Source organism: Amycolatopsis thermoflava N1165, assembly GCF_000473265.1.
In the GTDB taxonomy this organism is placed as follows: domain Bacteria; phylum Actinomycetota; class Actinomycetes; order Mycobacteriales; family Pseudonocardiaceae; genus Amycolatopsis_E; species Amycolatopsis_E thermoflava.
Genome location: NZ_KI421511.1, coordinates 4,619,470 through 4,642,276, shown reverse-complemented (window position 1 = coordinate 4,642,276; position 22,807 = coordinate 4,619,470). Strand labels below are relative to the sequence as shown.

24 protein-coding genes and 1 other RNA gene are annotated in these 22,807 nt (G+C 72.6%); 13 read left to right on the top strand and 12 right to left on the bottom strand.

Annotation, left to right across the window (positions count from 1 at the left end; genetic code table 11):
* Window positions 1-67 precede the first annotated feature (67 nt).
* Both AMYTH_RS0122860 and AMYTH_RS0122855 read right to left on the bottom strand, forming a co-directional pair.
* On the bottom strand, window positions 68-286 hold the full coding sequence (locus AMYTH_RS0122860) for a hypothetical protein (protein WP_020417604.1): 219 nt from the start codon (window positions 284-286) through the stop codon (window positions 68-70).
* Between the two features lie 94 nt (window positions 287-380).
* A complete protein-coding gene (locus tag AMYTH_RS0122855; RefSeq protein ID WP_027932264.1) occupies window positions 381-836 on the bottom strand; it encodes a MarR family winged helix-turn-helix transcriptional regulator in 456 nt (151 codons plus the stop codon).
* Window positions 837-915: 79 nt separating this feature from the next.
* Here AMYTH_RS0122855 and AMYTH_RS0122850 point away from each other — a divergent pair, with 79 nt between their 5' ends.
* Window positions 916-1,287 carry a cupin domain-containing protein gene (locus AMYTH_RS0122850; protein ID WP_027932263.1) on the top strand — a complete coding sequence of 124 codons (372 nt, stop codon included), beginning with the start codon at window positions 916-918 and terminating at the stop codon, window positions 1,285-1,287.
* On the opposite strand, the gene AMYTH_RS0122845 is transcribed toward AMYTH_RS0122850, so the two are convergent.
* From AMYTH_RS0122845 to AMYTH_RS0122835, 3 genes are read right to left on the bottom strand one after another with little or no spacing between them, the layout of a single operon-like run.
* The gene (locus AMYTH_RS0122845) at window positions 1,284-1,928 is read right to left on the bottom strand and encodes a response regulator transcription factor (RefSeq protein WP_027932262.1); all 645 of its coding nucleotides are present in this window, start codon (window positions 1,926-1,928) and stop codon (window positions 1,284-1,286) included. The genes AMYTH_RS0122850 and AMYTH_RS0122845 overlap by 4 nt on opposite strands.
* A gap of 53 nt (window positions 1,929-1,981) precedes the next feature.
* Window positions 1,982-3,121, bottom strand: a complete 1,140-nt coding sequence (locus tag AMYTH_RS0122840) for a sensor histidine kinase (RefSeq protein ID WP_037322644.1) — start codon at window positions 3,119-3,121, stop codon at window positions 1,982-1,984.
* The gene (locus tag AMYTH_RS0122835; RefSeq protein WP_027932260.1) at window positions 3,121-3,804 is read right to left on the bottom strand and encodes a sensor domain-containing protein; all 684 of its coding nucleotides are present in this window, start codon (window positions 3,802-3,804) and stop codon (window positions 3,121-3,123) included. Before AMYTH_RS0122835 ends, AMYTH_RS0122840 begins: the two co-directional genes overlap by 1 nt.
* Before the next feature lie 155 nt (window positions 3,805-3,959).
* On the opposite strand from AMYTH_RS0122835, the gene ssrA reads away from it, so the two are divergent.
* Window positions 3,960-4,332: a transfer-messenger RNA gene (gene ssrA / locus AMYTH_RS47475) on the top strand.
* Between the two features lie 232 nt (window positions 4,333-4,564).
* Here ssrA and AMYTH_RS0122830 read toward each other — a convergent pair.
* On the bottom strand, window positions 4,565-5,341 hold the full coding sequence (locus tag AMYTH_RS0122830) for an IclR family transcriptional regulator (RefSeq protein ID WP_037322643.1): 777 nt from the start codon (window positions 5,339-5,341) through the stop codon (window positions 4,565-4,567).
* A gap of 72 nt (window positions 5,342-5,413) precedes the next feature.
* On the opposite strand from AMYTH_RS0122830, the gene hutH reads away from it, so the two are divergent.
* The 7 genes from hutH to AMYTH_RS0122795 all read left to right on the top strand — a co-directional run bounded on the left by hutH (window position 5,414) and on the right by AMYTH_RS0122795 (window position 13,580).
* A complete protein-coding gene (gene hutH, locus AMYTH_RS0122825; RefSeq protein WP_027932258.1) occupies window positions 5,414-6,925 on the top strand; it encodes a histidine ammonia-lyase in 1,512 nt (503 codons plus the stop codon).
* Window positions 6,922-8,574 (top strand): urocanate hydratase, encoded by a 1,653-nt coding sequence (gene hutU / locus AMYTH_RS0122820; RefSeq protein WP_027932257.1) that lies wholly within the window; start codon window positions 6,922-6,924, stop codon window positions 8,572-8,574. The genes hutH and hutU overlap by 4 nt, the downstream gene beginning before the upstream one ends.
* The gene (locus AMYTH_RS0122815) at window positions 8,571-9,731 is read left to right on the top strand and encodes an allantoate amidohydrolase (RefSeq protein ID WP_027932256.1); all 1,161 of its coding nucleotides are present in this window, start codon (window positions 8,571-8,573) and stop codon (window positions 9,729-9,731) included. Before hutU ends, AMYTH_RS0122815 begins: the two co-directional genes overlap by 4 nt.
* Window positions 9,728-11,005 (top strand): formimidoylglutamate deiminase, encoded by a 1,278-nt coding sequence (locus tag AMYTH_RS0122810; protein WP_027932255.1) that lies wholly within the window; start codon window positions 9,728-9,730, stop codon window positions 11,003-11,005. Before AMYTH_RS0122815 ends, AMYTH_RS0122810 begins: the two co-directional genes overlap by 4 nt.
* Entirely contained in the window at window positions 10,993-12,138 is a 1,146-nt protein-coding gene (hutI, locus tag AMYTH_RS0122805) for an imidazolonepropionase (RefSeq protein WP_027932254.1), read from the top strand. Before AMYTH_RS0122810 ends, hutI begins: the two co-directional genes overlap by 13 nt.
* 84 nt (window positions 12,139-12,222) lie before the next feature.
* Window positions 12,223-13,344 (top strand): inorganic phosphate transporter, encoded by a 1,122-nt coding sequence (locus AMYTH_RS0122800; protein ID WP_027932253.1) that lies wholly within the window; start codon window positions 12,223-12,225, stop codon window positions 13,342-13,344.
* A gap of 11 nt (window positions 13,345-13,355) precedes the next feature.
* Complete coding sequence (locus tag AMYTH_RS0122795; protein ID WP_027932252.1) at window positions 13,356-13,580, top strand: hypothetical protein; 225 nt, start codon at window positions 13,356-13,358, stop codon at window positions 13,578-13,580.
* Here AMYTH_RS0122795 and AMYTH_RS0122790 read toward each other — a convergent pair.
* The 3 genes from AMYTH_RS0122790 to AMYTH_RS0122780 are packed head-to-tail and all read right to left on the bottom strand — an operon-like array spanning window position 13,559 to window position 14,780.
* On the bottom strand, window positions 13,559-13,915 hold the full coding sequence (locus AMYTH_RS0122790; protein WP_027932251.1) for a VOC family protein: 357 nt from the start codon (window positions 13,913-13,915) through the stop codon (window positions 13,559-13,561). The two genes, AMYTH_RS0122795 and AMYTH_RS0122790, sit on opposite strands and share 22 nt — an antisense overlap.
* 53 nt (window positions 13,916-13,968) lie before the next feature.
* Window positions 13,969-14,574, bottom strand: a complete 606-nt coding sequence (locus AMYTH_RS0122785; RefSeq protein ID WP_027932250.1) for a hypothetical protein — start codon at window positions 14,572-14,574, stop codon at window positions 13,969-13,971.
* Entirely contained in the window at window positions 14,571-14,780 is a 210-nt protein-coding gene (locus tag AMYTH_RS0122780; RefSeq protein ID WP_027932249.1) for a hypothetical protein, read from the bottom strand. The genes AMYTH_RS0122785 and AMYTH_RS0122780 overlap by 4 nt, the downstream gene beginning before the upstream one ends.
* Window positions 14,781-14,807: 27 nt before the next feature.
* On the opposite strand from AMYTH_RS0122780, the gene AMYTH_RS0122775 reads away from it, so the two are divergent.
* The 3 genes from AMYTH_RS0122775 to AMYTH_RS0122765 are packed head-to-tail and all read left to right on the top strand — an operon-like array spanning window position 14,808 to window position 17,899.
* On the top strand, window positions 14,808-15,530 hold the full coding sequence (locus AMYTH_RS0122775; protein WP_027932248.1) for a dienelactone hydrolase family protein: 723 nt from the start codon (window positions 14,808-14,810) through the stop codon (window positions 15,528-15,530).
* Between the two features lie 42 nt (window positions 15,531-15,572).
* Window positions 15,573-17,252 carry a sensor histidine kinase gene (locus tag AMYTH_RS45595; RefSeq protein ID WP_037322642.1) on the top strand — a complete coding sequence of 560 codons (1,680 nt, stop codon included), beginning with the start codon at window positions 15,573-15,575 and terminating at the stop codon, window positions 17,250-17,252.
* Window positions 17,249-17,899, top strand: a complete 651-nt coding sequence (locus AMYTH_RS0122765; RefSeq protein ID WP_027932247.1) for a response regulator transcription factor — start codon at window positions 17,249-17,251, stop codon at window positions 17,897-17,899. Before AMYTH_RS45595 ends, AMYTH_RS0122765 begins: the two co-directional genes overlap by 4 nt.
* A gap of 2 nt (window positions 17,900-17,901) precedes the next feature.
* On the opposite strand, the gene AMYTH_RS0122760 is transcribed toward AMYTH_RS0122765, so the two are convergent.
* Together AMYTH_RS0122760 and AMYTH_RS45590 are read right to left on the bottom strand one after the other, a co-directional pair.
* A complete protein-coding gene (locus tag AMYTH_RS0122760) occupies window positions 17,902-18,660 on the bottom strand; it encodes an ABC transporter permease (protein WP_027932246.1) in 759 nt (252 codons plus the stop codon).
* Between the two features lie 62 nt (window positions 18,661-18,722).
* A complete protein-coding gene (locus AMYTH_RS45590) occupies window positions 18,723-19,571 on the bottom strand; it encodes an ABC transporter ATP-binding protein (RefSeq protein ID WP_051362796.1) in 849 nt (282 codons plus the stop codon).
* 89 nt (window positions 19,572-19,660) lie between these two features.
* Between AMYTH_RS45590 and AMYTH_RS0122750 the strand changes: the two genes are divergently transcribed.
* A complete protein-coding gene (locus AMYTH_RS0122750; protein ID WP_027932245.1) occupies window positions 19,661-20,440 on the top strand; it encodes a hypothetical protein in 780 nt (259 codons plus the stop codon).
* On the opposite strand, the gene hrpB is transcribed toward AMYTH_RS0122750, so the two are convergent.
* A complete protein-coding gene (gene hrpB, locus AMYTH_RS0122745; RefSeq protein WP_027932244.1) occupies window positions 20,428-22,791 on the bottom strand; it encodes an ATP-dependent helicase HrpB in 2,364 nt (787 codons plus the stop codon). The two genes, AMYTH_RS0122750 and hrpB, sit on opposite strands and share 13 nt — an antisense overlap.
* Window positions 22,792-22,807 lie beyond the last annotated feature (16 nt).

Sequence of the window (22,807 nt, the reverse complement as noted above, 5' to 3'; positions counted from 1 at the left end):
CACAGCCGGGCAGACCGCCGTCTTCGGGCGGGGGACAGGTGCAGGACCGTGGTGGGGTCCGCCCTACCTACAGCTCGCGAGCCTCGTCGACCTCGGAGGCGGGCAGGCCGCAGAGCCGGTACTCCCAGCCGGCCTCCGGGGAGAACCCGAGCTGGTAGAAGGTCTCGATCTTGGGGCCCTCGTGCAGGTGGACGTGCCGCATGACCGTGCCGCTCACCGGGTCGTCGAGCGTCTGGACCCGGCCGTCGAGTGGGCCACCGAAGAACCGGACGTTCTCTTCGGTCATGGGGCCCTCCTCGTGCGGGGAAACGATGTCAACGTCCGCCCATGGTAGGTGAGCGGCGGACCGGGCGCCGCCGTCAGAACGGGTGAGGAGCGATTCACCACACCGGACGGACGGTGACCCTCCGGTGTCGCGCCATATCGTCCGCGAACGCCGACAACCCTTGGTGCATCCGGGCGAAATCATCGGCGCCGATCAGGTGCGCCCACCGGTCCTCGGCCGCTCGCGAGTGCGCCACCACCCGGTCGATGCACTGGCGGCCGCGCGGCGTCAGGACGACCAGCCTGCTGCGCCGGTCGGTCGGGTGCGGGCGGCGTTCGACGTACCCGCGGGTGATCAGCTCGTCGACGAGCTGCACGGCGGCCTGCTTGGTGATGCCGAGGTGCTCGCCGAGCTCGACGGCTGTGGCGGGGCGGTGCGACAGGAAGTGGAACACGAAGCCGTGTGCCGGGCGGACGTCGTCGAACCCCTCCGCGGCGAGGTGCTCGTGGATCTCGTCCATCAGCGCGCGGAAGGTCAGCGCGAGCAGTCCCGGCAGGTCGCCAGCGGTCATGGTCAAGCTCCTTGACTAGATGGTCAAGCTGCTTTACCTTAAAACTGGTAAAGCTGCTTGACTACTTGGAGGTCGGAAAATGCCTGTCGCGACGTTGGCGGAGGCGCCCCGGTTCGAGCGCGGCGGTGCGGTGTTCCGCCCGCTGGCCGTGCCCAGCCGTGGGTCCGCCGAGCTGGCCGTCTGGCTGCTCGAGCTCGAGCCGGGGCTGACCGGCGAGGAGCACTCGGTGAGCCGGGAGGAGGTGTTCGTGCTGCAGTCCGGGGTGCTCGAACTGACGCTCGGCGGCGAGGTGCACCGGCTCGCCCCCGGCGACGCGATGATCGTGCCGCCGGACACCCTGTTCCGGTTGGACAACCCCGGCGCGGAACCGGCGCTGGCCACGGTGTGCACATTGGCCGGGATGGTCGGCACGGTGGGCGGCACCACGATCGTGCCGCCCTGGACCCGCTAGGGGCGGCCGAGGTAGGTGAGCACCGCGCGGACCCGGCGGTGCTCCTCCGCGCTGGCCTCCAGCCCGAGCTTGGCGAAGATGTTGCCGATGTGCTTCTCCACGGCGCCGTGCGAGACGACCAGCGCCGCCGCGATGGCCGAGTTGGACAGGCCCTGCGCCATCAGCCCGAGCACCTCGGACTCCCGCGCGGTCAGCGCGTCCAGCGGGTTCTTCCGTCCCCGAGCCATGACCTGCGCGATCACCTCCGGATCGATGGCCGTGCCGCCCCGTGCGACACGGCGGACCGCGTCGAGGAAGTCGGCCACGTCGGCCACGCGTTCCTTCAGCAGGTAGCCGACGCCGCCTGCCCCGCCGGACAGCAGCTCGACCGCGTAGCTCTCCTCGACGTACTGCGAAAGCACCAGCACCGGCAGGCCCGGCACCGCCTCACGCGCGGCCAGCGCGGCGCGCAAGCCTTCGTCGGTGAACGTCGGCGGCATCCGGACGTCGACGATCGCCAGGTCCGGCCGGTGCTCGGTGACCGCGCCGACCAGCTCGTCGCCCCGGTCGACCGCGGCGACCGTCTCGATGCCCTCGTCGGCGAGCAACCGCTCGACCCCGGCCCGCAGCAGGACCGCGTCCTCGGCGATCACCACACGCATTCCGCCAACCCCCAGTCCGTGAGTGAATTCGCCCTATTCACTCACGAACCGGGTCACCAGGTACACGGCAGGTCGGCTCGCACCACCGTCGGGCCGCCCTCGGGGCTCACCACCGTCATCACGCCGTCGATGGTGGCGGCCCGGTCGGCCAGCCCGGCCAGCCCGCCGCCGGGACGCACCTCCGCGCCGCCGTGCCCGTTGTCGGTGATCTCGATGATCACCTTGTCGTCCGTGCGCCACGCCTTGACCTGCGCTTCCGTCGCGCCGGAATGCTTGGCGACGTTGGTGAGCGTCTCGCCGGCGATGAAGTACGCGGTGGTCTCCACGGCGGCCGGCGGGCGCGGCTCGATGTCGACCGCGACCTCCACCGGGATCGGCGTCTTCGCTGCCAGCGCGGACAACGCCGCGTCGAGGCCGCGGTCGCCCAGCACCGCCGGGTAGATGCCGCGCGCGAGGTCCCGCAGCTCCGACACCGCGAGCTTGGCGTCGGTGTGCGCCTCCTCGATCAGCGCGCGGACCGCGTCCGGTTCCTTGTCCAGCTTGTTCTTGACCCGGCCCAGGTTCAGCGCCACCGCGACCAGCCGCTGCTGCGCGCCGTCGTGCAGGTCCCGCTCGATCCGGCGGCGCTCGGCCTCGGCGGCGTCCACCCCGCGCGCCCGCGACGCCTGCAGCTGCTGCGCCTTGACGCGCAGCCGCTCCGCGCGGTTCGGGCCCAGCAGCGCGATGGCCAGCGAGCCGTGCACCCAGCCGATCCACGGCGCGACCCAGATCGCCATCGGCACCAGCACGATCGACGCGATGCCGACCGCGAACTCGACCACGCTCAGCGGGAACGCGACCAGCAGGTACGCGAGGTCCCGCCACGTCGTGCTGTCCACCAGGCGCATCCGCCACCGGCGCAGCACCCCGCCCTCGACCGGTACGCGGTCGGCTGGCGGCAGGGGTGTGCCCAGCATCCGGCGCACCCAGCGGCGCTCCAGGTCGCCGAACCCGCGCACCATGCTCGTGGTCCACAACAGGATCGGGATCCCGATCCAGATCACCGTCGTCGCGATCCCGACCAGGCTGAGCGTCACGACCAGCACGAACTGGACCAGGCGCAAGGCGAAGGAGGAGATCATGTATGCGATCGACTTCGCGGCCCCCGGACGCGGCTGCTCGATCGGCCCGTGCTCACCGGCCACGGCGCTCATCATGCCACCGCACCACGGCGGTCGGTGTCCGATTCGACGAGCCTGCGGGCACGCGGCCCCGGACCGAGCATGGCGCGGGCGAACAACGCGTGAGCCGTGCCCATGCCGCGGGTCAGCGCGATCGCGCAGGCCAGGACGATCAACCCCAGCGCCGCCCACGGCAGCGCGTCGACCGGCGAATCCACCACGATCCAGCGTTCGTCGAAGGCCGGGAAGAAGTAGGCGCCACCAGGCAGGTAGGTGCAGTAGAACGGCAGGGTCGTCGCGGCCAGCCCGACCGACCACAAACTCACCACGATCGTGAACTCGGCGATCCCCAGCGGCAGCAGCAGAACCAGGTAGAGGACGTCCCGCCAGGTCGCGCCGTCGGTCAGCCGCGCACGCCAGCGGGCCTGCAGGCCGAACTCCGGCAGCGGCTTGTAGGGCGTCGGGATGTAGGCGCCCAGCATCCGGTGCACCCTGGCGCGCTCGAAGCGGCCGGCCGCACGGGCGATCAGCACCCCCGCGGCCAGCACCGGCAGCCCCACCCACACGATCGCGGTGCCCAGACCCGCCGTGAACAAGGTCACCATCAGCGCGAACCCCGCCACCCCCAGTGGCAGGTTGCACAGCAGGTACCCGAGCGAACCGAGCACCGGAGGGCGCGGCCGCGTGCCGTCCAGCGCGGAATACGTCGGCCCCATGATCCGTTCCTCTCTCTGCAACACGGGACCAGCATCGCGAGGTTCCCGCTGGTGAACCATGGGGCGCGCGGGCGTCACCGAGGTAGGGACAACCCCACCGGTGCGGAACAAACCCGGTTGCCGGAGGCGTTATGCTGGTAACGGAACACCATCAAGGGGGTGAACGGTTTCGACTCTGGACGTTGAGTCAAGGGAAGCGTGCCGGTGCAGGCGAGAGACCACCGTTAAGCGTCGTCGTAACCAAATAAGCGCCAAGACTAATAGTCAGCGCGACTTCGCCCTCGCCGCCTGAGCGAGTGCGAGTCTGTCGGCCCGGGAGCGCCTCCGTCCCGGTAGCCGGCATCAGCTAGGAGGCTCACCTTCCGGACCCGGCCGCGGGGACCGGAAGGGAAAACCACAGCGGCTGGGCCCGTCACACCGGCTTGTTCGCGTGACCGGTGGGGCCGAGTAGAGGCACAGCGAACTGCGCACGGAGAAGCCTAGGCAAGGCGCCAGAGGACCCGGGTTCAATTCCCGGCACCTCCACTCGGCCGAAGGCCGAGGTCTGCTCGCGGAGAACGCTCGCAGGCCTCGGCCTTCGTCGTTTTCTCTGGGGGTCGAACCCCCAGACCCCCGCCAGGAGGGCTTCGCCCCCTGGACCCCCGTCTGCCGCTGGTTGCGTCGGGTGGGTGGGTTGCGGGTGGTGCTGCTGGCGCTTCGCTGCTGGCTTCGCCAGGGCGCTTCGCTGCGCGGGGAATTGGGTCTGCTGTCGAGTGCGGTGTCAGGGTTTGCGGGGCGGGGGTTTGCCGCCTACCTGGCGTGTCAGTGCGGCTGCTGTCGTGGCGGCTGCCTGCGCCAGGTCGGGCCAGGTTCGCGTGCATCCGGATTCGCACACGTGGCGGAACGTCACCGCCACCGACGCCAGCGGGCGCCCGTTGTGGTCGAAGACCGCGTGCGCCACCGAGGCGAAATCGGCGGTCACCTGGCCGTCTTCCACCGCCCAGCCGCGTGATCGCACCGCGGCCAGCGCCTGCCGCAGTTCGGCAGGCGACGTCGGGCCCCGGCCGGTGCGCGTGACGAACGAGCGCGGATACAGCGCCCGGACGTGCGCGTGCGGCAGGTAGGCCAGCAACACCTGGCCGCTCGCCGGCAGGTGCGCGGGCAACCGGACACCCACGTCGGTCACCAGCGTCTCCGGCGCCGACGGGCGCTCCTTCAGCAGGTACAGCAACTCGTTGCCGTGCAGTACCCCCAGCTGCGCGGTGTGCCCCACCCGGTCGGCCAGCTTCCGCAACAACGGCGCCGCCAGCCGCTCCAGCGGATCGTGCCGCAAGTACGCCGAACCCAGCTCGAACGCGGCGATCCCCAGCCCGTACCGGCGCTCGGCCGCCAGGTGCACCACGAAACCCGCAGCCTCCAGCTCCGCCAGGAGGTGGTATGTCGTCGACCGCGGCAGGTCCAGCTCACGCGCGATCGCGGCGGCCGAGATCGGCCCCGGCCGCGCCGCCAGCACCCGCAACACCGCCAGACCACGGCGCAGAGCGGGGACATCCGTCATCTGTCTGGGATACCAGACACAACCACCCCGCGGGGACCACCGGCCGCCCCCGCGGCGGAGTGCAATGACGACATGAGCACAGTGCGGTTGGACTCCGGGCCACTCGACCGGCAGCAGGTCGTCGCCGTCGCGCGGCACGGCGCCACGGTCGAGCTCGCCGACGAGGTCCGCAAGACGCTCGGCGAGACCCGCCGCCACATCGACGCCCTCGCCGACGCCGACCAGCCGACCTACGGCATCTCCACCGGCTTCGGCGCACTCGCGATCCGGCACATCCCGCCCGACCGCCGCACCGCACTGCAGCGCTCCCTGATCCGCTCGCACGCCGCCGGCACCGGTCCCGCCGTCGAGGCGGAGGTCGTGCGCGCCCTGATGCTCTTGCGCCTGCGCACTCTCGCCTCCGGGCACACCGGTGTCCGCCCGGCGACCGCGGACGCGCTGGCCGCCATGCTCAACGCGGGCATCGTCCCGGTCGTCCACGAATACGGCTCGCTCGGCTGCTCGGGCGACCTCGCGCCGCTCGCGGCCGTCGCGCTGGCGATGATGGGCGAGGGCGAGGTGCTCGACGGCCGTCCCGCCGCGCAGGCCCTCGCCGAGGCCGGGATCGCGCCGGTGACCCTCGCCGAGAAGGAGGGACTGGCCCTCACCAACGGCACCGACGGGATGCTCGGCATGCTCGTCCTCGCCCTGGACGACCTGAACCGCCTGCTCGACACCGCCGACCTAACGGCCGCGATGAGCGTCGAGGCCCTCCTCGGCACCGACCGGGCGTTCGCGGCCGACCTGCAGGAGCTGCGCCCGCACCCCGGGCAGGCCCGCTCCGCGCGCCGGATGTTCGCCGCGCTCGCGGATTCGAAGATCGTCGCCAGCCATCGCGGACCGGAGTGCACCCGGGTGCAGGACGCCTACTCGCTGCGCTGCGCGCCCCAGGTGCACGGCGCGGCCCGGGACACCGTCGCGCACGCCGAGCTGGTCGCCGACCGGGAACTCGCCGCCGCCATCGACAACCCGGTCGTCCTCGCCGACGGCCGGGTCGAGTCGAACGGAAACTTCCACGGCGCGCCACTGGCCTACGTGCTGGACTTCCTCGCCATCCCGGTCGCCGATGTCGCGAGCATCGCCGAGCGCCGCACCGACCGGATGCTCGACGTGTCCCGCTCGCACGGTCTGCCCGCGTTCCTCGCCGACGACCCGGGCGTCGACTCCGGCCACATGATCGCCCAGTACACGCAGGCCGCGATCGTCAGCGAGCTGAAGCGGCTGGCCGTCCCGGCGTCGGTCGACTCGATCCCCAGCAGCGCCATGCAGGAGGACCACGTCTCGATGGGCTGGGCCGCGGCCCGGAAGCTGCGCCGCGCGGTCGACGGGCTGACCTCGGTGCTGGCGATCGAACTGCTGACCGCCGCCCGCGCGCTCGACTTCCGCGCACCCCTGCGCCCCGCCCCGGTCACCGCCGCGGTGCGCGACCTGCTCCGGGAACGCGTCGCACCGCCGGGACCGGACCGCCACCTCGCCCCGGAAATCGCGGCCGCCGAGGAACTCGTCCGTTCGGGAGCCGCCCTCACCGCACTGGAGGAAGCATGAGCCGCGCCGTCCGGGCCGCCCGCGGGACCACGCTGACGGCCAAGAACTGGCAGACCGAAGCCGCGATGCGGATGCTGCACAACAACCTCGACCCCGAGGTCGCCGAGCGCCCGCAGGACCTGGTCGTCTACGGCGGCACCGGCAAGGCCGCCCGCGACTGGGCGAGCTTCGACGCGATCACCCGCTGCCTCACCGGGCTCGAGCAGGACGAGACCCTGCTGGTGCAGTCCGGCAAGCCGGTGGGCGTGTTCCGCACGCACGAGTGGGCCCCCCGCGTGCTGATCGCGAACTCGAACCTGGTCGGGGACTGGGCGACCTGGCCCGAGTTCCGTCGGCTGGAGAAGCTCGGCCTGACGATGTACGGGCAGATGACCGCCGGGTCCTGGATCTACATCGGCACGCAGGGCATCCTGCAGGGCACCTACGAAACGTTCGCCGCCGTGGCGGAGAAGCGGTTCGGCGGCACGCTGCGGGGCACGCTCACGGTGACCGCCGGGCTGGGCGGCATGGGTGGCGCGCAACCGCTCGCGATCACCATGAACGGTGGCACCGCGCTCGTCGTCGAATGCGACGCCGCCCGAGCCCACCGTCGCCTCGAGACCCGGTACCTCGACGAACTCGCGTCCGATGTGGACGCCGCCGTGCGCCGGGTCGCCGAGGCGAAGAAGGCCGGCGAGGCCGTGTCGGTCGGCGTGATCGGCAACGCCGCCGAGGTGCTGCCCGAGCTGCTGCGCCGCGGGCTCGAGGCGGACATCGTGACCGACCAGACCTCCGCACACGACCCGCTCGCCTACCTGCCGATCGGCGTCGACGTCGCCGACTGGCACGACTACGCGTCCGCGAAGCCCGACGAGTTCACCGACCGCTCGCGCGAGTCGATGGCCGAGCACGTGGGCGCGATGCTCGGTTTCCTGGACGCCGGTGCTGAAGTGTTCGACTACGGCAACTCCTTACGTGGTGAGGCGAAACTCGGCGGCTGTGAGCGGGCCTTCGACTACCCGGGTTTCGTGCCCGCCTACATCCGTCCGTTGTTCTGCGAGGGCAAGGGACCGTTCCGTTGGGCCGCGCTCTCCGGCGACCCGGCGGACATCGCCGCGACCGACCGCGCCGTCCTCGACCTGTTCGGGGACAACGAGACCCTCACCCGATGGATCCGGCTGGCCGGCGAACGCGTGGCGTATCAAGGGCTTCCGGCACGCATCTGCTGGCTCGGCTACGGCGAACGGCACCTCGCCGGGCTGCGGTTCAACGAGATGGTGTCTTCCGGTGAGCTGAGCGCGCCGGTGGTGATCGGCCGCGACCACCTCGACGCCGGCAGCGTGGCCTCCCCGTACCGCGAGACCGAGGCGATGGCCGACGGCTCGGACGCCATCGCCGACTGGCCACTGCTCAACGCGCTGGTCAACACCGCCTCCGGCGCCAGCTGGGTGTCGCTGCACCACGGCGGGGGCGTCGGCATGGGCCGCTCGATCCACGCGGGTCAGGTGTGCGTGGCCGACGGCACGCCGCTGGCCGCGCAGAAGATCGAACGGGTGCTGACCAACGACCCCGGCATGGGCGTGATCCGGCATGTCGACGCCGGGTACGAGCGTGCGGCCGAGGTGGCGCGGGACCGTGGCGTGCGCGTGCCGATGCGGGAGGAGGCGTGAGCCTGCTCGACGATCTCGCCGATGTCGGCCGTGCCCCCGGCGGCGGATACGCGCGCCACGGGTTCGACCGCGCCGAGACCGAGATGCGCGAGTGGTTCCGGGAGGAGGCCGGGCGGCGCGGGCTGGACGTCGAGACCGACCGGAACGGGAACCTGTGGGCGTGGTGGGGCGCGCCGGGGCCGGACGCGCTGGTGACCGGCAGCCACCTCGACTCGGTGCCCGGCGGCGGCGCCTTCGACGGACCGCTCGGCGTGGTCAGCGCGCTGGCGGCCGTCTCCCGGTTGCAGGACAACGGTTTCCGCCCCACGAAGCCGTTCGCGGTGGTCGTCTTCGCCGAGGAGGAGGGCGGCCGGTTCGGCGTGCCCTGCCTCGGCTCACGGCTGCTGACCGGCGCCCTCGACCCGGACCGGGCGCGGGCTCTGCGCGATCCGGACGGGACGACGCTCGCCGAGGCAGCCGCGGAGGCGGGTGTGGATCCGCGGCACTTGGGGCGCGACGACGTTGCCCTCGGCCGCATCGGCACGTTCGTCGAACTGCACGTCGAGCAGGGGCGGGGGCTGGACGTGCCGGTGGGCGTCGGCAGTACGGTCCTGGAGCACGGGCGGTGGCGGTTCTCGTTCACCGGGCAAGGGAACCACGCGGGTACGACAATTTTGCGCGATCGCCGGGACCCGATGTTGCCTGCCGCGGAAACCGTGCTGGCGGCCCGTAAAATCGCATCCACAATGGACGCACGGGCCACAGTGGGCCGGCTCGTGCCGCGCCCGGGCGGGACGAACGTCATCCCGTCCACCGTGGACCTGTGGCTGGACGCCCGCGGCAACAGCCGCGACGTGGTGGCCGAGCTGACCGAGGCGGCACAGCGGGCCGCGGCCGCGGAAGGGTGCGCGGTCACCGTCACCGAAGAGTCCTACGGCGGCACAGTCACGTTCGACGCCGCGCTGCGCGGCCGCCTGACCGGCCTGCTGAACGCTCCCGAGTTGCCCACCGGTGCCGGGCACGACGCCGCGATCCTGGCCGCGCACGCGCCGACCGCGATGCTCTACGTGCGCAACCCGACTGGGATCAGCCACGCGCCGGAGGAGTTCGCCGAGGACGCCGACGTCGAGGAGGGCGTGGTCGCGCTCACCCGGGTGCTGGAGGCGTTGTCGACATGACGACCTTGTGGGCCGAGCATGCGTGGCTGCCGGACGGCGTCGCATCCGCGGTGCGCTTGCAGATCACCGACGGCGTCTTCACCGAAGTCACCCCCGGCGCGCCACGCGAGGGACGCACACTGCCCGGGCTCGTGCTGCCCGGTTTCGCCAACGGGCACTCGCACGCGTTCCACCGGGCTCTGCGTGGCCGGACGCACCACGGGCGCGGCACGTTCTGGACCTGGCGCGAGCGGATGTACGCGCTGGCCGAGCGGCTCGACCCGGACTCCTACCACCGGCTCGCGCGGGCCGTCTACGCCGAGATGGCGCTCGCCGGGTACACGGCGGTGGGCGAGTTCCACTACCTCCACCATGCGCCGGGCGGGCGGCGCTACGCCGACCCGAACGCGATGGGCCACGCCCTGGTCCAGGCGGCCGAGGACGCGGGCATCCGGCTCACCCTGCTGGACGCCTGCTACCTCACCGGCGGCTTCGGGCGCGAGTTGTCCGGCGTGCAACTGCGGTTCGGCGACGGGGACGTGGACGGCTGGGCCGCGCGCGTGGCCGCCCTGAAACCGGATGCGGCGCTGGTCGGGGCGGCCGTGCACTCCGTACGGGCGGTCCCGGACGAGCAGCTGCCGTTCTTCGCCGACTGGGACGGCCCGTTGCACGTCCACTTGTCCGAACAACGCGCCGAGAACGAGGACTGCCTCGTACACCACGGCTGCACCCCGGCCGAACTGCTCGATCGCGCCGGCGTCCTGGGCCCGCACACCGTCGCGGTGCACGGCACCCACCTGACGGACACGGACATCGGACTGCTGTCGCAGGTCTGCTTCTGCCCGACCACGGAACGCGACCTCGGCGACGGCATCGGCGAGGCACGTCGTTTGGCGGATGCGGGCGTCCGGCTGAGCCTCGGCAGCGACAGCCAGGCCGTGATCGACCCGTTCGAGGAGCTGCGCGCGCTCGAACTGCACGAACGGCTCGCGTCGGAGGAGCGCGGGCGCTTCGGCGCTGCCGAACTGGTAGCCGCGGGCACCCGTCACGCCGCGATCGGACGCGACGGTGGACGGCTGGCCGCGGGGGAGCCCGCCGACCTGGTCGTCGTCGCGCTGGACTCGGTCCGCACGGCGGGAACCGAGCCGTCGGGCGCCGTGTTCGCCGCATCGGCTGCTGATGTGACGGACGTCCTGGTCGGCGGCCGGTGGATCGTGCGGGACCGGGCGCACCAGCTGGTCGACCGCCCGGCGGCGGTGCTGGCTCAGGAGGTGACGGCGCTGTGGCAGTCCTGATCACCGGCATCGGCGAGCTGACCACGAACGACGACGAACTCGGCACGCTCACCAGCGCCGCGATCGTCTTCGACGGCCCCGCCATCGCCTGGGTCGGCCCCGCCGCGGCCGCCCCGGACGCCGACGAGCGGATCGACGTCGAGGGCCGCGCCGCGCTGCCCGGCTGGGTCGACAGCCACACGCACCTCGTGTTCGCCGGCGACCGCACCGCCGAGTTCGAGGCCAGGATGGCCGGTCAGCCGTACTCCGCGGGCGGCATCGCGGTCACGGTGGACGCGACCCGCGCGGCCACCGACACGGAACTGACCGCCAACCTGCGGCGGCACGTGTCCGAGGCCGTGCGCCAGGGCACGACCTGCCTGGAGACCAAGACCGGCTACGGGCTGACCGTGGCCGACGAGGTCCGCGCCGCCCGCATCGCCGCCGCGGTCGCCGACGAGGTCACCTTCCTCGGCGCCCACCTGGTGCCGCCCGGCGCGGACGCGGAGTCCTATGTGGATCTTGTCTGCGGGGAGATGCTGGACGCCGTGGCGGGGTCGGTGCGCTGGGCGGACGTGTTCTGCGAGACGGGCGCGTTCGACGAGGTCCAGTCGGAGCGGGTCCTGCGCGCCGCCGCGCGGCGCGGCCTCGGTCTGCGGGTGCACGGCAACCAGCTCGGCGCCGGGCCGGGGGTGCGGCTCGCGGTCCGGATGGGCGCGGCCAGTGTCGACCATTGCTCCCATTTGTCCGACTCGGATGTCGAGGCCCTCGCGTCGTCGGACACCGTCGCGACCCTGTTGCCCGCCTGCGACCTGTCCACCCGCCAACCGCTCGCGCCCGCCCGCAGGCTGCTCGACGCGGGAGCCACGGTGGCACTGGCCACCAACGCGAATCCGGGCAGTTCGTACACCACGTCGATGGGCTTCTGCGTGGCGACGGCCGTCCTGCAGATGGGCCTGTCCGTGGAAGAGGCGGTGCGTGCGGCGACTCTCGGCGGGGCGCGGGCCCTCCGCCGCACCGACGTCGGCGTGCTCCGGCCGGGCGCGCGAGCCGACCTGCATGTGCTCGACGCGCCGTCCCGGACGCACCTCGCCTACCGGCCCGGCGTGCCCCTGACCTGGCGGGTCTGGCGACGCGGTTCCCGTGTGGCGTAAGGCAAATCACTCCGAGGTCACGGTTCACCGCGAGTTCGTCGGCCGAGGTGGGTGATCGTTCACCCGAAAGGTACCGTGGGAGGTGTGGACCTCTCGCTGATCGTCCTGGTGGTCATCGTCGCCGCATTGGCCTTCGACTTCACCAACGGTTTCCACGACACCGCCAACGCCATGGCCACCTCCATCGCGACCGGCGCCTTGAAACCCAAGGTCGCGGTCACGATCTCCGCCATCCTCAACCTGATCGGCGCGTTCCTGTCGGTCGAGGTCGCCAGAACCATCTCCGGCGGCATCGTCGACGACGCGAAGGTCACCCCCGTGGTCGTCTTCGCCGGACTCGTCGGCGCGATCCTGTGGAACCTGGTGACCTGGCTGGTCGGCCTGCCGTCCAGCTCCTCACACGCCCTGTTCGGCGGCCTGATCGGCGCCACCTGGGTCGCCTCCGGGGCCGACGCGGTGCACTTCGCGCAGGTCGTGCAGAAGGTCCTGATCCCCGCGGTGGCCTCGCCGCTGGTGGCCGGTCTGGTCGCGATCGTCGGCACCTACCTCGTCTACCGGATCACCGCGAAGGTGCGGCAGGACGTGGTGAGCAAGTCGTTCAAGCGCGCGCAGGTGCTGTCGGCGTCGCTGGTCTCACTCGCGCACGGCACGAACGACGCGCAGAAGACGATGGGGGTCATCACTCTCACGCTGATCTCCTCCGGCGCGCTGGCCGCCGGGTCCGGGCCGCCGCTGTGGGTCGTGCTCAGCGCCGGGCTGGCGATCGCGCTGGGCACCTACATGGGCGGCTGGCGGATCATCCACACGATGGGCCGCAAGATCACCGACGTGGAGACACCTCAGGGGTTCGCCGCCGAGACCAGCGCGGCCGCCACGATCCTGGCGTCCTCGCACCTCGGGTTCGCGCTGTCCACCACCCACGTCTGCTCGGGCGGCATCATCGGCTCCGGGGTCGGACGACGGCTGGCCGAGGTGCGCTGGAGCGTCGCGGGCCGGATGGCGCTGGCGTGGCTGCTGACCCTGCCCGCCGCGGCCGCGGTCGGCGCGGTCGCGGCGAAAGTCGCGACCATGGGCACCGTCGGCACCGTGGTCGTCGGCCTGGTGCTGGTCGCCGCGGCGCTCGGCATCTGGCTGTGGTCGCGGCGCAACCCGGTGACGCCGCAGTCCGTGGCCGAGCCCGAGCAAGCCGTTCCCGTGGCGGTCTGAGGAGGCTTTCCGTGCACATCGACTGGGCTGCGCTCGGCAGCGTGTTCGTGACGGCACTGGCGGCGGTGGCCGTGGTGACCGGGCTGTTCGCGGTCGGCGTCCGCGGTGTCGCCGCCCGCGCCGACGCCAGGGAGACGGGCGCGAGCGGCACGGCGGGGGCGGTGACGGCGGGCGTGTGCTTCGCCGCGTGCGCGGCCGTCGTGCTCTACGGCATCTACCTCATCGTCGCGGCGTGAGCGAGCACGTTCACCACTGAGCCGCTCGGATCGGCGACGAAGAAGCGCCGCACACCCCACGCCTCGTCGGTGAGCGGGTAGACGACGCGCAGGCCCCGGGCGACGGCTTCGGCGTGGGCCGCGTCGACGGCGTCCGGAGTTCCCACGTCGACGCCGAAGCGCGGTTCGGGCGACCCGGGCCGCTGGACGATGATCTGCGCGGCCGGGTTGCCGGGCGAGCGCAGGTTGAGCACCGGGTCCTCCATGGCCACCTCGAGGCCGAGGACGCCGACGTAGAAGTCCCGCACCGGGGCGGGGTCCGTGGTGGTGAGGTAAGGCACTATCCGCTGGATCATGCCGTCCATGGTCGCGCCCGCGGAGGGCCGCCGGCTTGGACGAATGGGAACGGTCAGCGCAGGTGGTCCGGCAGCGCGGCCAGCCGCTCCGGCGGCAGCAGGTCGCGCACCTTGGTGATCCTGGCCGGGTCGTCGAGCAGCGCGGCGACCTCGGGCAGCGCGGCGTCCGGGACGAACTCCAGGCTGATCACGATCGTCGCGTCCGGCAGGTGGTCGACGAACCGGGCGATGGTGATCCAGTCCCGCCGCCTGCTCAGCTCGCGCGCGACCGCCACGACCACCCCCGCGGGCAGCTTCGCGATGATCCCGTGCGCCCGCCGCGGGTCCAGCTCGGCGGCCACGTCGGCGAGGAAAGCCGGGGACAGCCGCCCGGCGATCTCCGCTCCGCGGGAGGGTTCCACCAGCCCCGCGATGCGCGCGGCGAGCAGCGGCCCGAACACCCGCTCGGCCATCTTGGCCAGCACCGGGATGGGCAGCAGCTTGCTCGCGCCTGCCATCCGCTCCAGCACGCCCAGGTGCGCGTCGAACAGCACCGTCGTCGCGCGTTCCCGCAGCTCACGGAGGTCCTCGACCGGCACATCGGCGAGGTAGCCGAGGCGTTCCGCACCGACTCCGAGCACGCGGGCGAGCTTGCGGATCTCCGCTTCCTGGGGCGTCACAGGCCGACGGCCTTCCGGACGGCGGGCCGCAGCAGGGCGGGCACGAACTTCAGCGCGTCGTTGCCCGCCTTGGCCAGCGCCGCCGCTTGGCGGCGCCGGGCGGCGCGCACGGCGTCGGCGAGGTCCTGCTGGTGGGCCGGGTCCAGTGCGGCGACGCCCGCGGGCGGTTCGGCGCCGAGCTGCTCGGCCAGGGTGCGTTCGGCCATGCCGATCATCATGCCTAATGTCGCGGCATGACACAGGACATCGAAACGTCACGGCTCACCGTCAACGGCCTCAACGCCTACCTCGCGCGGCCTGCCGGCGGCAGCGAGTCCGGGATGCTGCTGTTGCCGATGGTCACCGGCATCGGCGAGCAGTTGCGCGAGTGGGCCGAGGCGATCGCCGCGATCGGGGTCACCGCGCTGGTGTGGGACCCGTTCCACGGCCCGAGCAGCGACGACACGTCGATTCCTGACCTGCTGGCGAAGATGCCCGAACTCGACGACGCGGTCGCGCTGGACGAGCAGACGCAGCTGCTGGACCACCTCCTCGGCGAGCTGGGCTGCGTCAAGGCGGGCGTCATCGGGTGGTGCCTCGGCGGGCGGTTCGCCCTGATCCTGGGTGGCAAGGATCACCGCGTGGCGAACGTCGTGGCCTACCACCCGACGGTGCCGGGGGAGACGCCGCCGAACCACACGATGGACGCGGTCGCCCACGCCGGGCTGATCACGGCGCCGGTGATGACCATGTACCCGACGGCCGACGAACTGGTCCCGCGCTCGCGCTTCGACGAGCTGCAGTCGGCGTTGCAGGCGCGGGACACCGGCCCGAGCCTGATCCACGTGTACCCGGCCGCCGAGCACGGCTTCGCCAACAAGACGCGGCACGGGGAGCCGGTCAACGCCGAGGCGTTCGCGATCTCCTGGCCGCAGGTCCTGGAATTCATCCGGGTGACGACGAAAACCTGTCTTTAGATAGATACCGTCCCTCCACCTTGGTCGGTACCGTTCCCTCCCGTGGGGAGATTCTGGGGAAGAACAGCGGAGGTGCTCGCCGGGGCGCCGGTCGTCGCCTTGCTGCTGTACGAGAGCAGGCGCAACGCCCAGCCGTGGGAGCTGATCGGCGGGATGGTGGCGATCGTGGTCGCGGTCGCCACCACCCGGCGCAGCCCGTGGCTGTCGCTGACCGCCGCGGTGGCGTCGAGTCTCGCCATGATGTTCAGCTTCGGCGGGCGGGTTCCGGTGTGGCCGGTGCTGCTCATGGTGCCGTTCGCCTGCCTGGCCGGGCGGCGGATGGAGTCGGTGCGCCCCGCGCTGGTGACGTTCCTGACGGTCGGGGGCATCGGCGTCCCGCTGTCGCTCGCGATCGGACGGCACGCCATGGCCGACTGGGGCGCGGTGATCGGGGTGATGCTGTTCGCCGCGGTGCTGCCGTGGCAGCTCGGCCGGTACATCCGCACGCGGGACGACCTGGTGCGCTCCGGGTGGCAGCGTGCGGAGGAACTTGAGCTGCGGCAACGGATCGTCGCGGAGGAGGCCCGGCTGCGCGAGCGGGCGCGCATCGCCAGCGACATGCACGACTCGCTGGGCCACGAACTGAGCCTGATCGCCCTGCGCGCGGCCGCACTGGAGATGTCGGGGAACGCGGAAGCCAAGGCACTGCGCGAAAGCGCCGCCGCGGCCACCGAGCGGCTGCGCGAGATCATCGGCCTGCTGCGCGAAGACGCCCCACCGGTCGACCCACTGCAGGGAGGTGTGCCGGCACTGGTCGAGCGCGCACGGGCGTCCGGACTGGACATCGAGTTTTCGGAAGAGCCGGTGGTTGCCGGGGAAAGCGCCGGCACCCCAACGCAGGCTGCTCTATCGCGAGCGGTCGCCCCGCCGCAAGCCGATGCCACTTCGGGCGGCGGCGCGGTTCCGGGCACGGATATCCCATCACCGGCTCCCAGTGCATCGTCCTCTTCGGACGAACCGAGCGCGGAACCACCGATGGTCGAACGAGCCGCGTACCGCGTGGTCCAGGAGGCGCTCACCAACGTGACCAAGCACGCCCCCGGGGCGCGGGTCGCCGTCACCATCTCCCGCGCACATCAGGAAACCGTCGTCCGGGTGTGCAACGGGCCCCCGCCCGCCGGGCCGTTGCCGGGCACCGTTTCCGGGCGCCAGGGGCTCGAAGGGTTGCGGGAGCGCGTCCGGTTGCTCGGCGGCACCCTCCGGGCCGGACCGCTCGACGGCGGGTTCGAGGTGGTGGCCCGGCTCCCGCACGCCTCCGCGCCCGCGCCCGTCCAGCCCGTGCAGTCCGAGTCCGCCCGCCGGCACGTCCAGGCCCGGCGCGAGGTGCGCCGGCGGCTGCTCGCCGCGTTGATCGTGCCGCCGTCGATCATGGCCGGCCTGCTCGGCGTGGTGGGCACGGTCTACCTGTACGAGTGGCAGACCTCCGTGCTGGACCCCGCCGACTACGAGCAGCTGCGCCCCGGCCAGGTCCGCGCCGAGATCGCTGCTGTCCTACCGCAACGGCAACGCGGCCCGCACGTCAGTGCGCCCGCGCCGCCGGGCCTGACGTGCGAGTACTACGGCACCGGCCGCAGCATCACCCAACTCCGGCTGGACGCCTACCGGCTCTGCTTCGCGGGCGACCGGCTCGTGAGCAAAGAACTCCTGACCGACGACAGTGACCGAGGAGAGGTTCCGACGTGATCCGTGTGCTGCTGGCCGACGACGAGGCCATGATCAGGGCCGGCGTCGCCGCCATCCTGTCCGCGGACGACGACATCGAGGTCGTCGCCGAGGCGGGGGACGGCCGGGAGGCCGTCGAGCAGGCCCGGCGCACCCGCCCGGACGTAGCGCTCGTCGACATCCGCATGCCCCGCCTCGACGGCCTCGCCGCGGCCGAGGAGATCCGCGGCCTGCTGCCCGGCACCGGCGTCATCATGCTGACCACCTTCGGCGAGGACGCCTACATCGAGCGCGCCCTCGCCGGTGGCGCCAGCGGGTTCCTGCTGAAGTCCGGCGATCCCCGCGAACTGCTCGCCGGAGTCCGCGCCGTCGCCGACGGTGCGGCCTTCCTGTCACCCAAGGTCGCGCAGCGGGTGATCGCCCAGCTGTCCGGCGACCGCATGTCCCGGGCCGCGGTGGCCCGGGACCGCATCACCGTCCTGACCGCACGCGAGCGCGAGGTGCTCGCCCTCGTCGGCGCCGGACTGTCCAATGCGGACATCGCCGAGCGGCTGTTCGTGGTCGAGGGCACCGTGAAGGCCTACGTCAGCACGATCCTCGCCAGGCTCGACGTCCGCAACCGGGTCCAGGCGGCGATCATCGCCTACGAAGCGGGGCTGGTCACATGAGTTCAGGCATCCCGGCGCCGCAGCACCTCGTGCCCCGCGGCGAGCGCGGCGGCCGCCCACGCGGCGAGGATCAGCAGCCCGGCCCACGACGGGTACGGCGGGACCAGCCCGGAGACCGGGTTCGGCTGCCCGGACGGCACGAGCGCGGCAGCGCCCGCGACACCGGGCATGAAGTTCACGACCCCGAGTCCCAGCGAACCGGCCACCATCGCGGTCATCAGCATCACCAGGAACGCCACCGTGATGCTGCCCGCCACGCTGCGCAGTGCCGTCCCGATCCCGAGGCTGAGCAAACCGGTGAGCGCGAAGAAAGCCCCGTTGGCCACGCACGCCTGGATGATCTCGCTGGTCGACGCGGCACGCCCGAAGCCGTCCATCAACGGCGTCGCCACCGCGATCGCCACCGCCGCGGCCACCACGCCGAGCACGAACAACACCGGAGCCAGCACCGCGCCCTTCGCGGCCAGGAACCGGCTCCGGACGGGCACCCACTGCAACGTCCCGCGAATGCTGCCCGTCGCGTACTCGCCCGCGATGAACAGGCTGGCCAGCGCGATCACCGCGAATTCGGCGAGGTAGAAGCTCCCGCCCGCCACCAGATCCGGCGCGGACTCCTGGGTGCCGCGGTTGTAGGCAACGGAAGTGGCCGACGGCAGCACGAACACCAGCATCAGCACCACCGCTCCGGCCAGGCCCCAGAACGTCGAGCGCACGGACCAGAACTTGACCCACTCCGAGCGGATCGCCGCGGTCGTCGTCATCGCACACCAGCCTTCCGCGCGGAGTCCGCGCCGTACTCGACCGCGTCCGCGGTCAGTTCCATTTACGCCTGCTCCAGTGACGCCCGTTCCTCGCTCAACCCGTGCAGCCGGACGCCCAGCTCGAAGGCTAGGTCGCCGATCGACTCCACGGTCGCGCCGGTCACGAGCACGGAGTCGCCCTCGACCCGCGCGCCGGGCAACTGGGCGGCCAGGCGCGCACGGCCCGCCGGTTCCGCGCACCGCGCCCGCACCACCGAGCCATCGGCGAGCAGCTCACCCAGCGGCGCGTCGGCCAGCAGGCGTCCCTTGCCGATGACGAGGAGGTGGTCGGCGGTCAGTTGCATCTCGCTCATCAGGTGGCTGGAGACCAGGATCGTGCGGCCCTCCGCGGCGAGCGAGCGCATCAGCTGCCGCACCCAGCGGACCCCGTCCGGGTCGAGACCGTTCACCGGTTCGTCGAACAGCAGCACTCCGGGGTCACCGAGCAGCGCCCCGGCGATGCCGAGCCGCTGCCCCATGCCGAGCGAGAACTGGCCGGCCCGCTTCCCCGCGACGTCCGACAACCCGACGGTGGCCAGCACCTCCTCGACGCGGCGGTCCGGGATGTCGTTGCTGCGCGCCATCGCCAGCAAGTGCTTGGCCGCCGAGCGGCCCGGGTGGAGTGCCTTGGCGTCCAGCAGCGCGCCCACCGTGCGCAGTGGCCACCGCAGGTCCCCGTACCGCTTGCCGTCCACGAGTGCCTCGCCGGAGGTCGGGCGGTCCAGCCCCAGCACCATGCGCATCGTGGTCGACTTGCCTGCGCCGTTCGGGCCGAGGAACCCGGTCACCTTGCCCGGCCGCACCGCGAAGGTGAGCTGGTCGACGGCGGTTCTCCCGCCGAAGCGCTTCGTCAGCGCGCCTACCGTGATCATGGGGTCGACGGTAGGAACCCGACACGCCGGGACGCATCGGCCGAAGGGCACCCACGCCCCTGCACTTTCGGCAGGGCAGAATGCGCCCCATGATTTCCCGGCGCAGGGTGAGCCCGCTCGACGTGGCGATGCTGGCGCTGGCCGTCGTCTCGGTCGGCCTGGTCGTCTACGTCACGTTCTTCCCGCACTCGCCCGAGACGGCGCACCGAATCTTCGTCATCGACACCTCGATCTGCGGGGTGTTCCTGATCGAGTTCCTCTGGCGGTGGTCGCGCGCCGGGTGGGACAAGCGCTTTCCGCTGCGCAACTGGTACGAGATCCTCGGCATGATCCCGATCGCGCACCCCGCGTTGCGCAGCTTCCGCCTGCTGCGGATCGTGATCGTGATCGTGCGGCTGGCGCGCACGGCCGACCGCGCGTTCGGCGAACTGTTCACCCAGCGGCTGGTCGAGCGCATGTCCCGGCCGATCGTGCTGGCCATCAAGAAGCCGATCACCATCGCGGTGCTCGACGAGGTGGTCAAGGTCATCGAGACCGGCAACTACCCGGAAAACCTGGCCAGGTCACTGGGCGAGAACCGGGAGACGTTGCGGGCCATCATCACCGAGAAGATCAAGGACGACCCGCAGGCCGGCAGGCTGTCCCGGCTCCCGTTCCACGACGAGATCCTCCAGTCCCTTGTGGACACCACGATGCGGGTCATGCTCGAGGTGCTGATCGACCCGCGGACGGAAGCGTTCTTCGCCCACGTCGTGCGGGAGAACCGCGAGCAGATCCGGCAGGCGGTGGTGCTCGGCCTGCACGAGGGGGAGGACGAGGAGCTCGAGCGCGACCTGCCTGCCCGGCCGGAGCGGTCCTACGGCGCCTGAGGATCCGCCGGCCAGGCGTGTTTGGGGTAGCGCCCGCGCAGCTCCGCCCGCACAGCCGGATAGCCGTTCGCCCAGAACGACTCCAGATCGCCGGTGACAGCGGCGGGCCGGCCGGCGGGGGAGAGCAGGTGCAGCACCACCGGCACGCGCCCGTCTGCGACCTTCGGGGTTTCCCGCCACCCGAACGCGAGCTGCAGCTTCACCGCGAGCACCGGCCGTCCGGTCGAGTAGTCGAGCCGCAACCGCGCCCCGGAGGGCACCTCGATCCGGTCCGGCGCCAGCTCGTCCAGCCGCCCGGCCTCCGGCCAGGGCAGCAGACGGCGCAACGCCGAGGCGGTGTCGATCCGGGCGAGGTCGGCGCGACGGCGAGCACGGGACAGCTCCGGCTCCAGCCACTCGTCCACTCTGGACAACAGCGCGGCGTCGTCCACGGCCGGCCACGGGTCGCCGAGGACGTCGTGCAGGAAGGCGATCCGCGCCCGCAGGCGCTCGGCCTCGGCCGGCCACGTCAGGACGTTCCCGTCGCGGAGGCCGGTCAGCAGGGCCTCGCGCACGAGAGCGGGGTCCGGGTCCCGCAGCGGCCGCTCACGCAGGACGATCGCGCCCAGCCGCCGGACCCGCCGCGCCACCACGTCGCCGTTCCAGGACACGTCGTCGTGTTCGGTCACCAGGTTCGGGGCGGCCCGCACCGCGAGCTCTTCGTCCGCGCGCGCCGCGAGCCGGATGACGCCGTGCGCGCGGCCGGGGTCACGCGTCGCCTCGGCAACGGCGAGCCATTCCGCGTCACCAAGCCCACCGCCGGCCGGCAGCTCGGCGGCGGTGCCACCGGCCATCAGGTAGACCGGCGAATCCGGCCCCCGCCGCCGGGCGAGCCGCTCCGGGTGGGCGAGCGCGACGACCAGCGCCGGGTCGGGCGCGGCCGGGACGCCGGGCACCAGCCGCTCCAGGCGCCGGACCTCGGTGTGCCAGCGTGATCCGCGGTCCTCGCGCAGGCGGCGTAGCTCGGCCTCGACGTCGGTGAGCGTGCCACCGGCGTCCATCAGCGCCACCACCTCGGCTGCGCACCGGGCGCCGACCTGGGCGGCCCCGTCGAGCAACGCGCGGGCGAGGCGTGGGTGCAGGCCCAGCTCGGCCATGCGCCGGCCGCGTTCGGTGACGGTGTCGCCGTCCAGGGCACCGAGCGTGCGGAGCAGGTCCTGGCCGGCGGCGAGCGGCCCGTCCGGTGGCGGATCCCACCAGGACAGCCCCGCGCCGTCGGGCGTCGACCAGCAGGCCAGCTCCAGCGCGAGCCGGGCCAGCTCGGCGGTGCGGATCTCCGGTTCGGGGTAGGCGGGCAGGCCGGCCTGCTCGTGCTGCGGCCAGCAGCGGTACGCCCGGCCGGGCGCCTCCCGACCGGCTCGGCCAGCCCGCTGCTCGGCCACGGCCGCCGACACCCGGACGGTCGCCAGGCCGGGCAGGCCGCGTCGGTGGTCCACCCGGGGCACGCGCGCCTGCCCGGAGTCGACGACCGCCCGCACACCCGGCACGGTCAGGCTCGACTCGGCCACCGCCGTCGCCAGCACCACGCGGCGGCGGTCGCCGGGACGCAGCGCCGCGTCCTGCCTGCCGGGCGCGAGCCGGCCGTGCAGCGGCAGCACGTCCACGCCCGGGAGGTCGAGCATCCCGCTGACCCGCGCGATCTCGCCCACCCCGGGCAGGAACGCCAGCACGTCGCCGTCGCCGTCGGCGAGCGCCCTGCCCACCGCCCGGGCGACGCACGCCTCGATCCGCTCGCCGCGGGCGGGCGGGACGTAGGTCGTCTCGACCGGGTACGTGCGCGCCTGCGCGGTCACCACCGGCGCCCCGCCGAGCAGGTCCGCGAGCCGCCCGGAGGCGACGGTGGCCGACGTCGCGAGAAGGCGCAGGTCGTCCCGCAGCCCGGCACGGACGTCCAGCAGGAGGGCGAGCAGCAGGTCGGCGTCCAGGTGCCGCTCGTGGCACTCGTCGAGCAGCACGGTCGCCACACCGGGCAGTTCCGGGTCGTTCTGCACCCGCCGGACCAGCAGGCCGGAGGTGACCACCTCGACGCGCGTGCGCTTCGACACCTTCCGGTCACCGCGCACGGCGTAGCCGACGGTCTCGCCCACCGGTTCGCCGAGCAGCGCGGCCATCCGGGCGGCCGCCGCGCGCGCGGCGAGGCGGCGCGGCTCGGCCACCACGACGCGGCCGTCCGTCCGGGTCATCAGGTCCAGCGGGACGAGCGTCGTCTTGCCGGTCCCGGGCGGTGCGACCAGCACCGCGGTGCCGTGGCCGGACAGCGCGGCGGCGAGTTCGCCGAGGACCGCGCGGACAGGGAGATCGGGCAGGTTCATGGCGTGAGCAACCGTA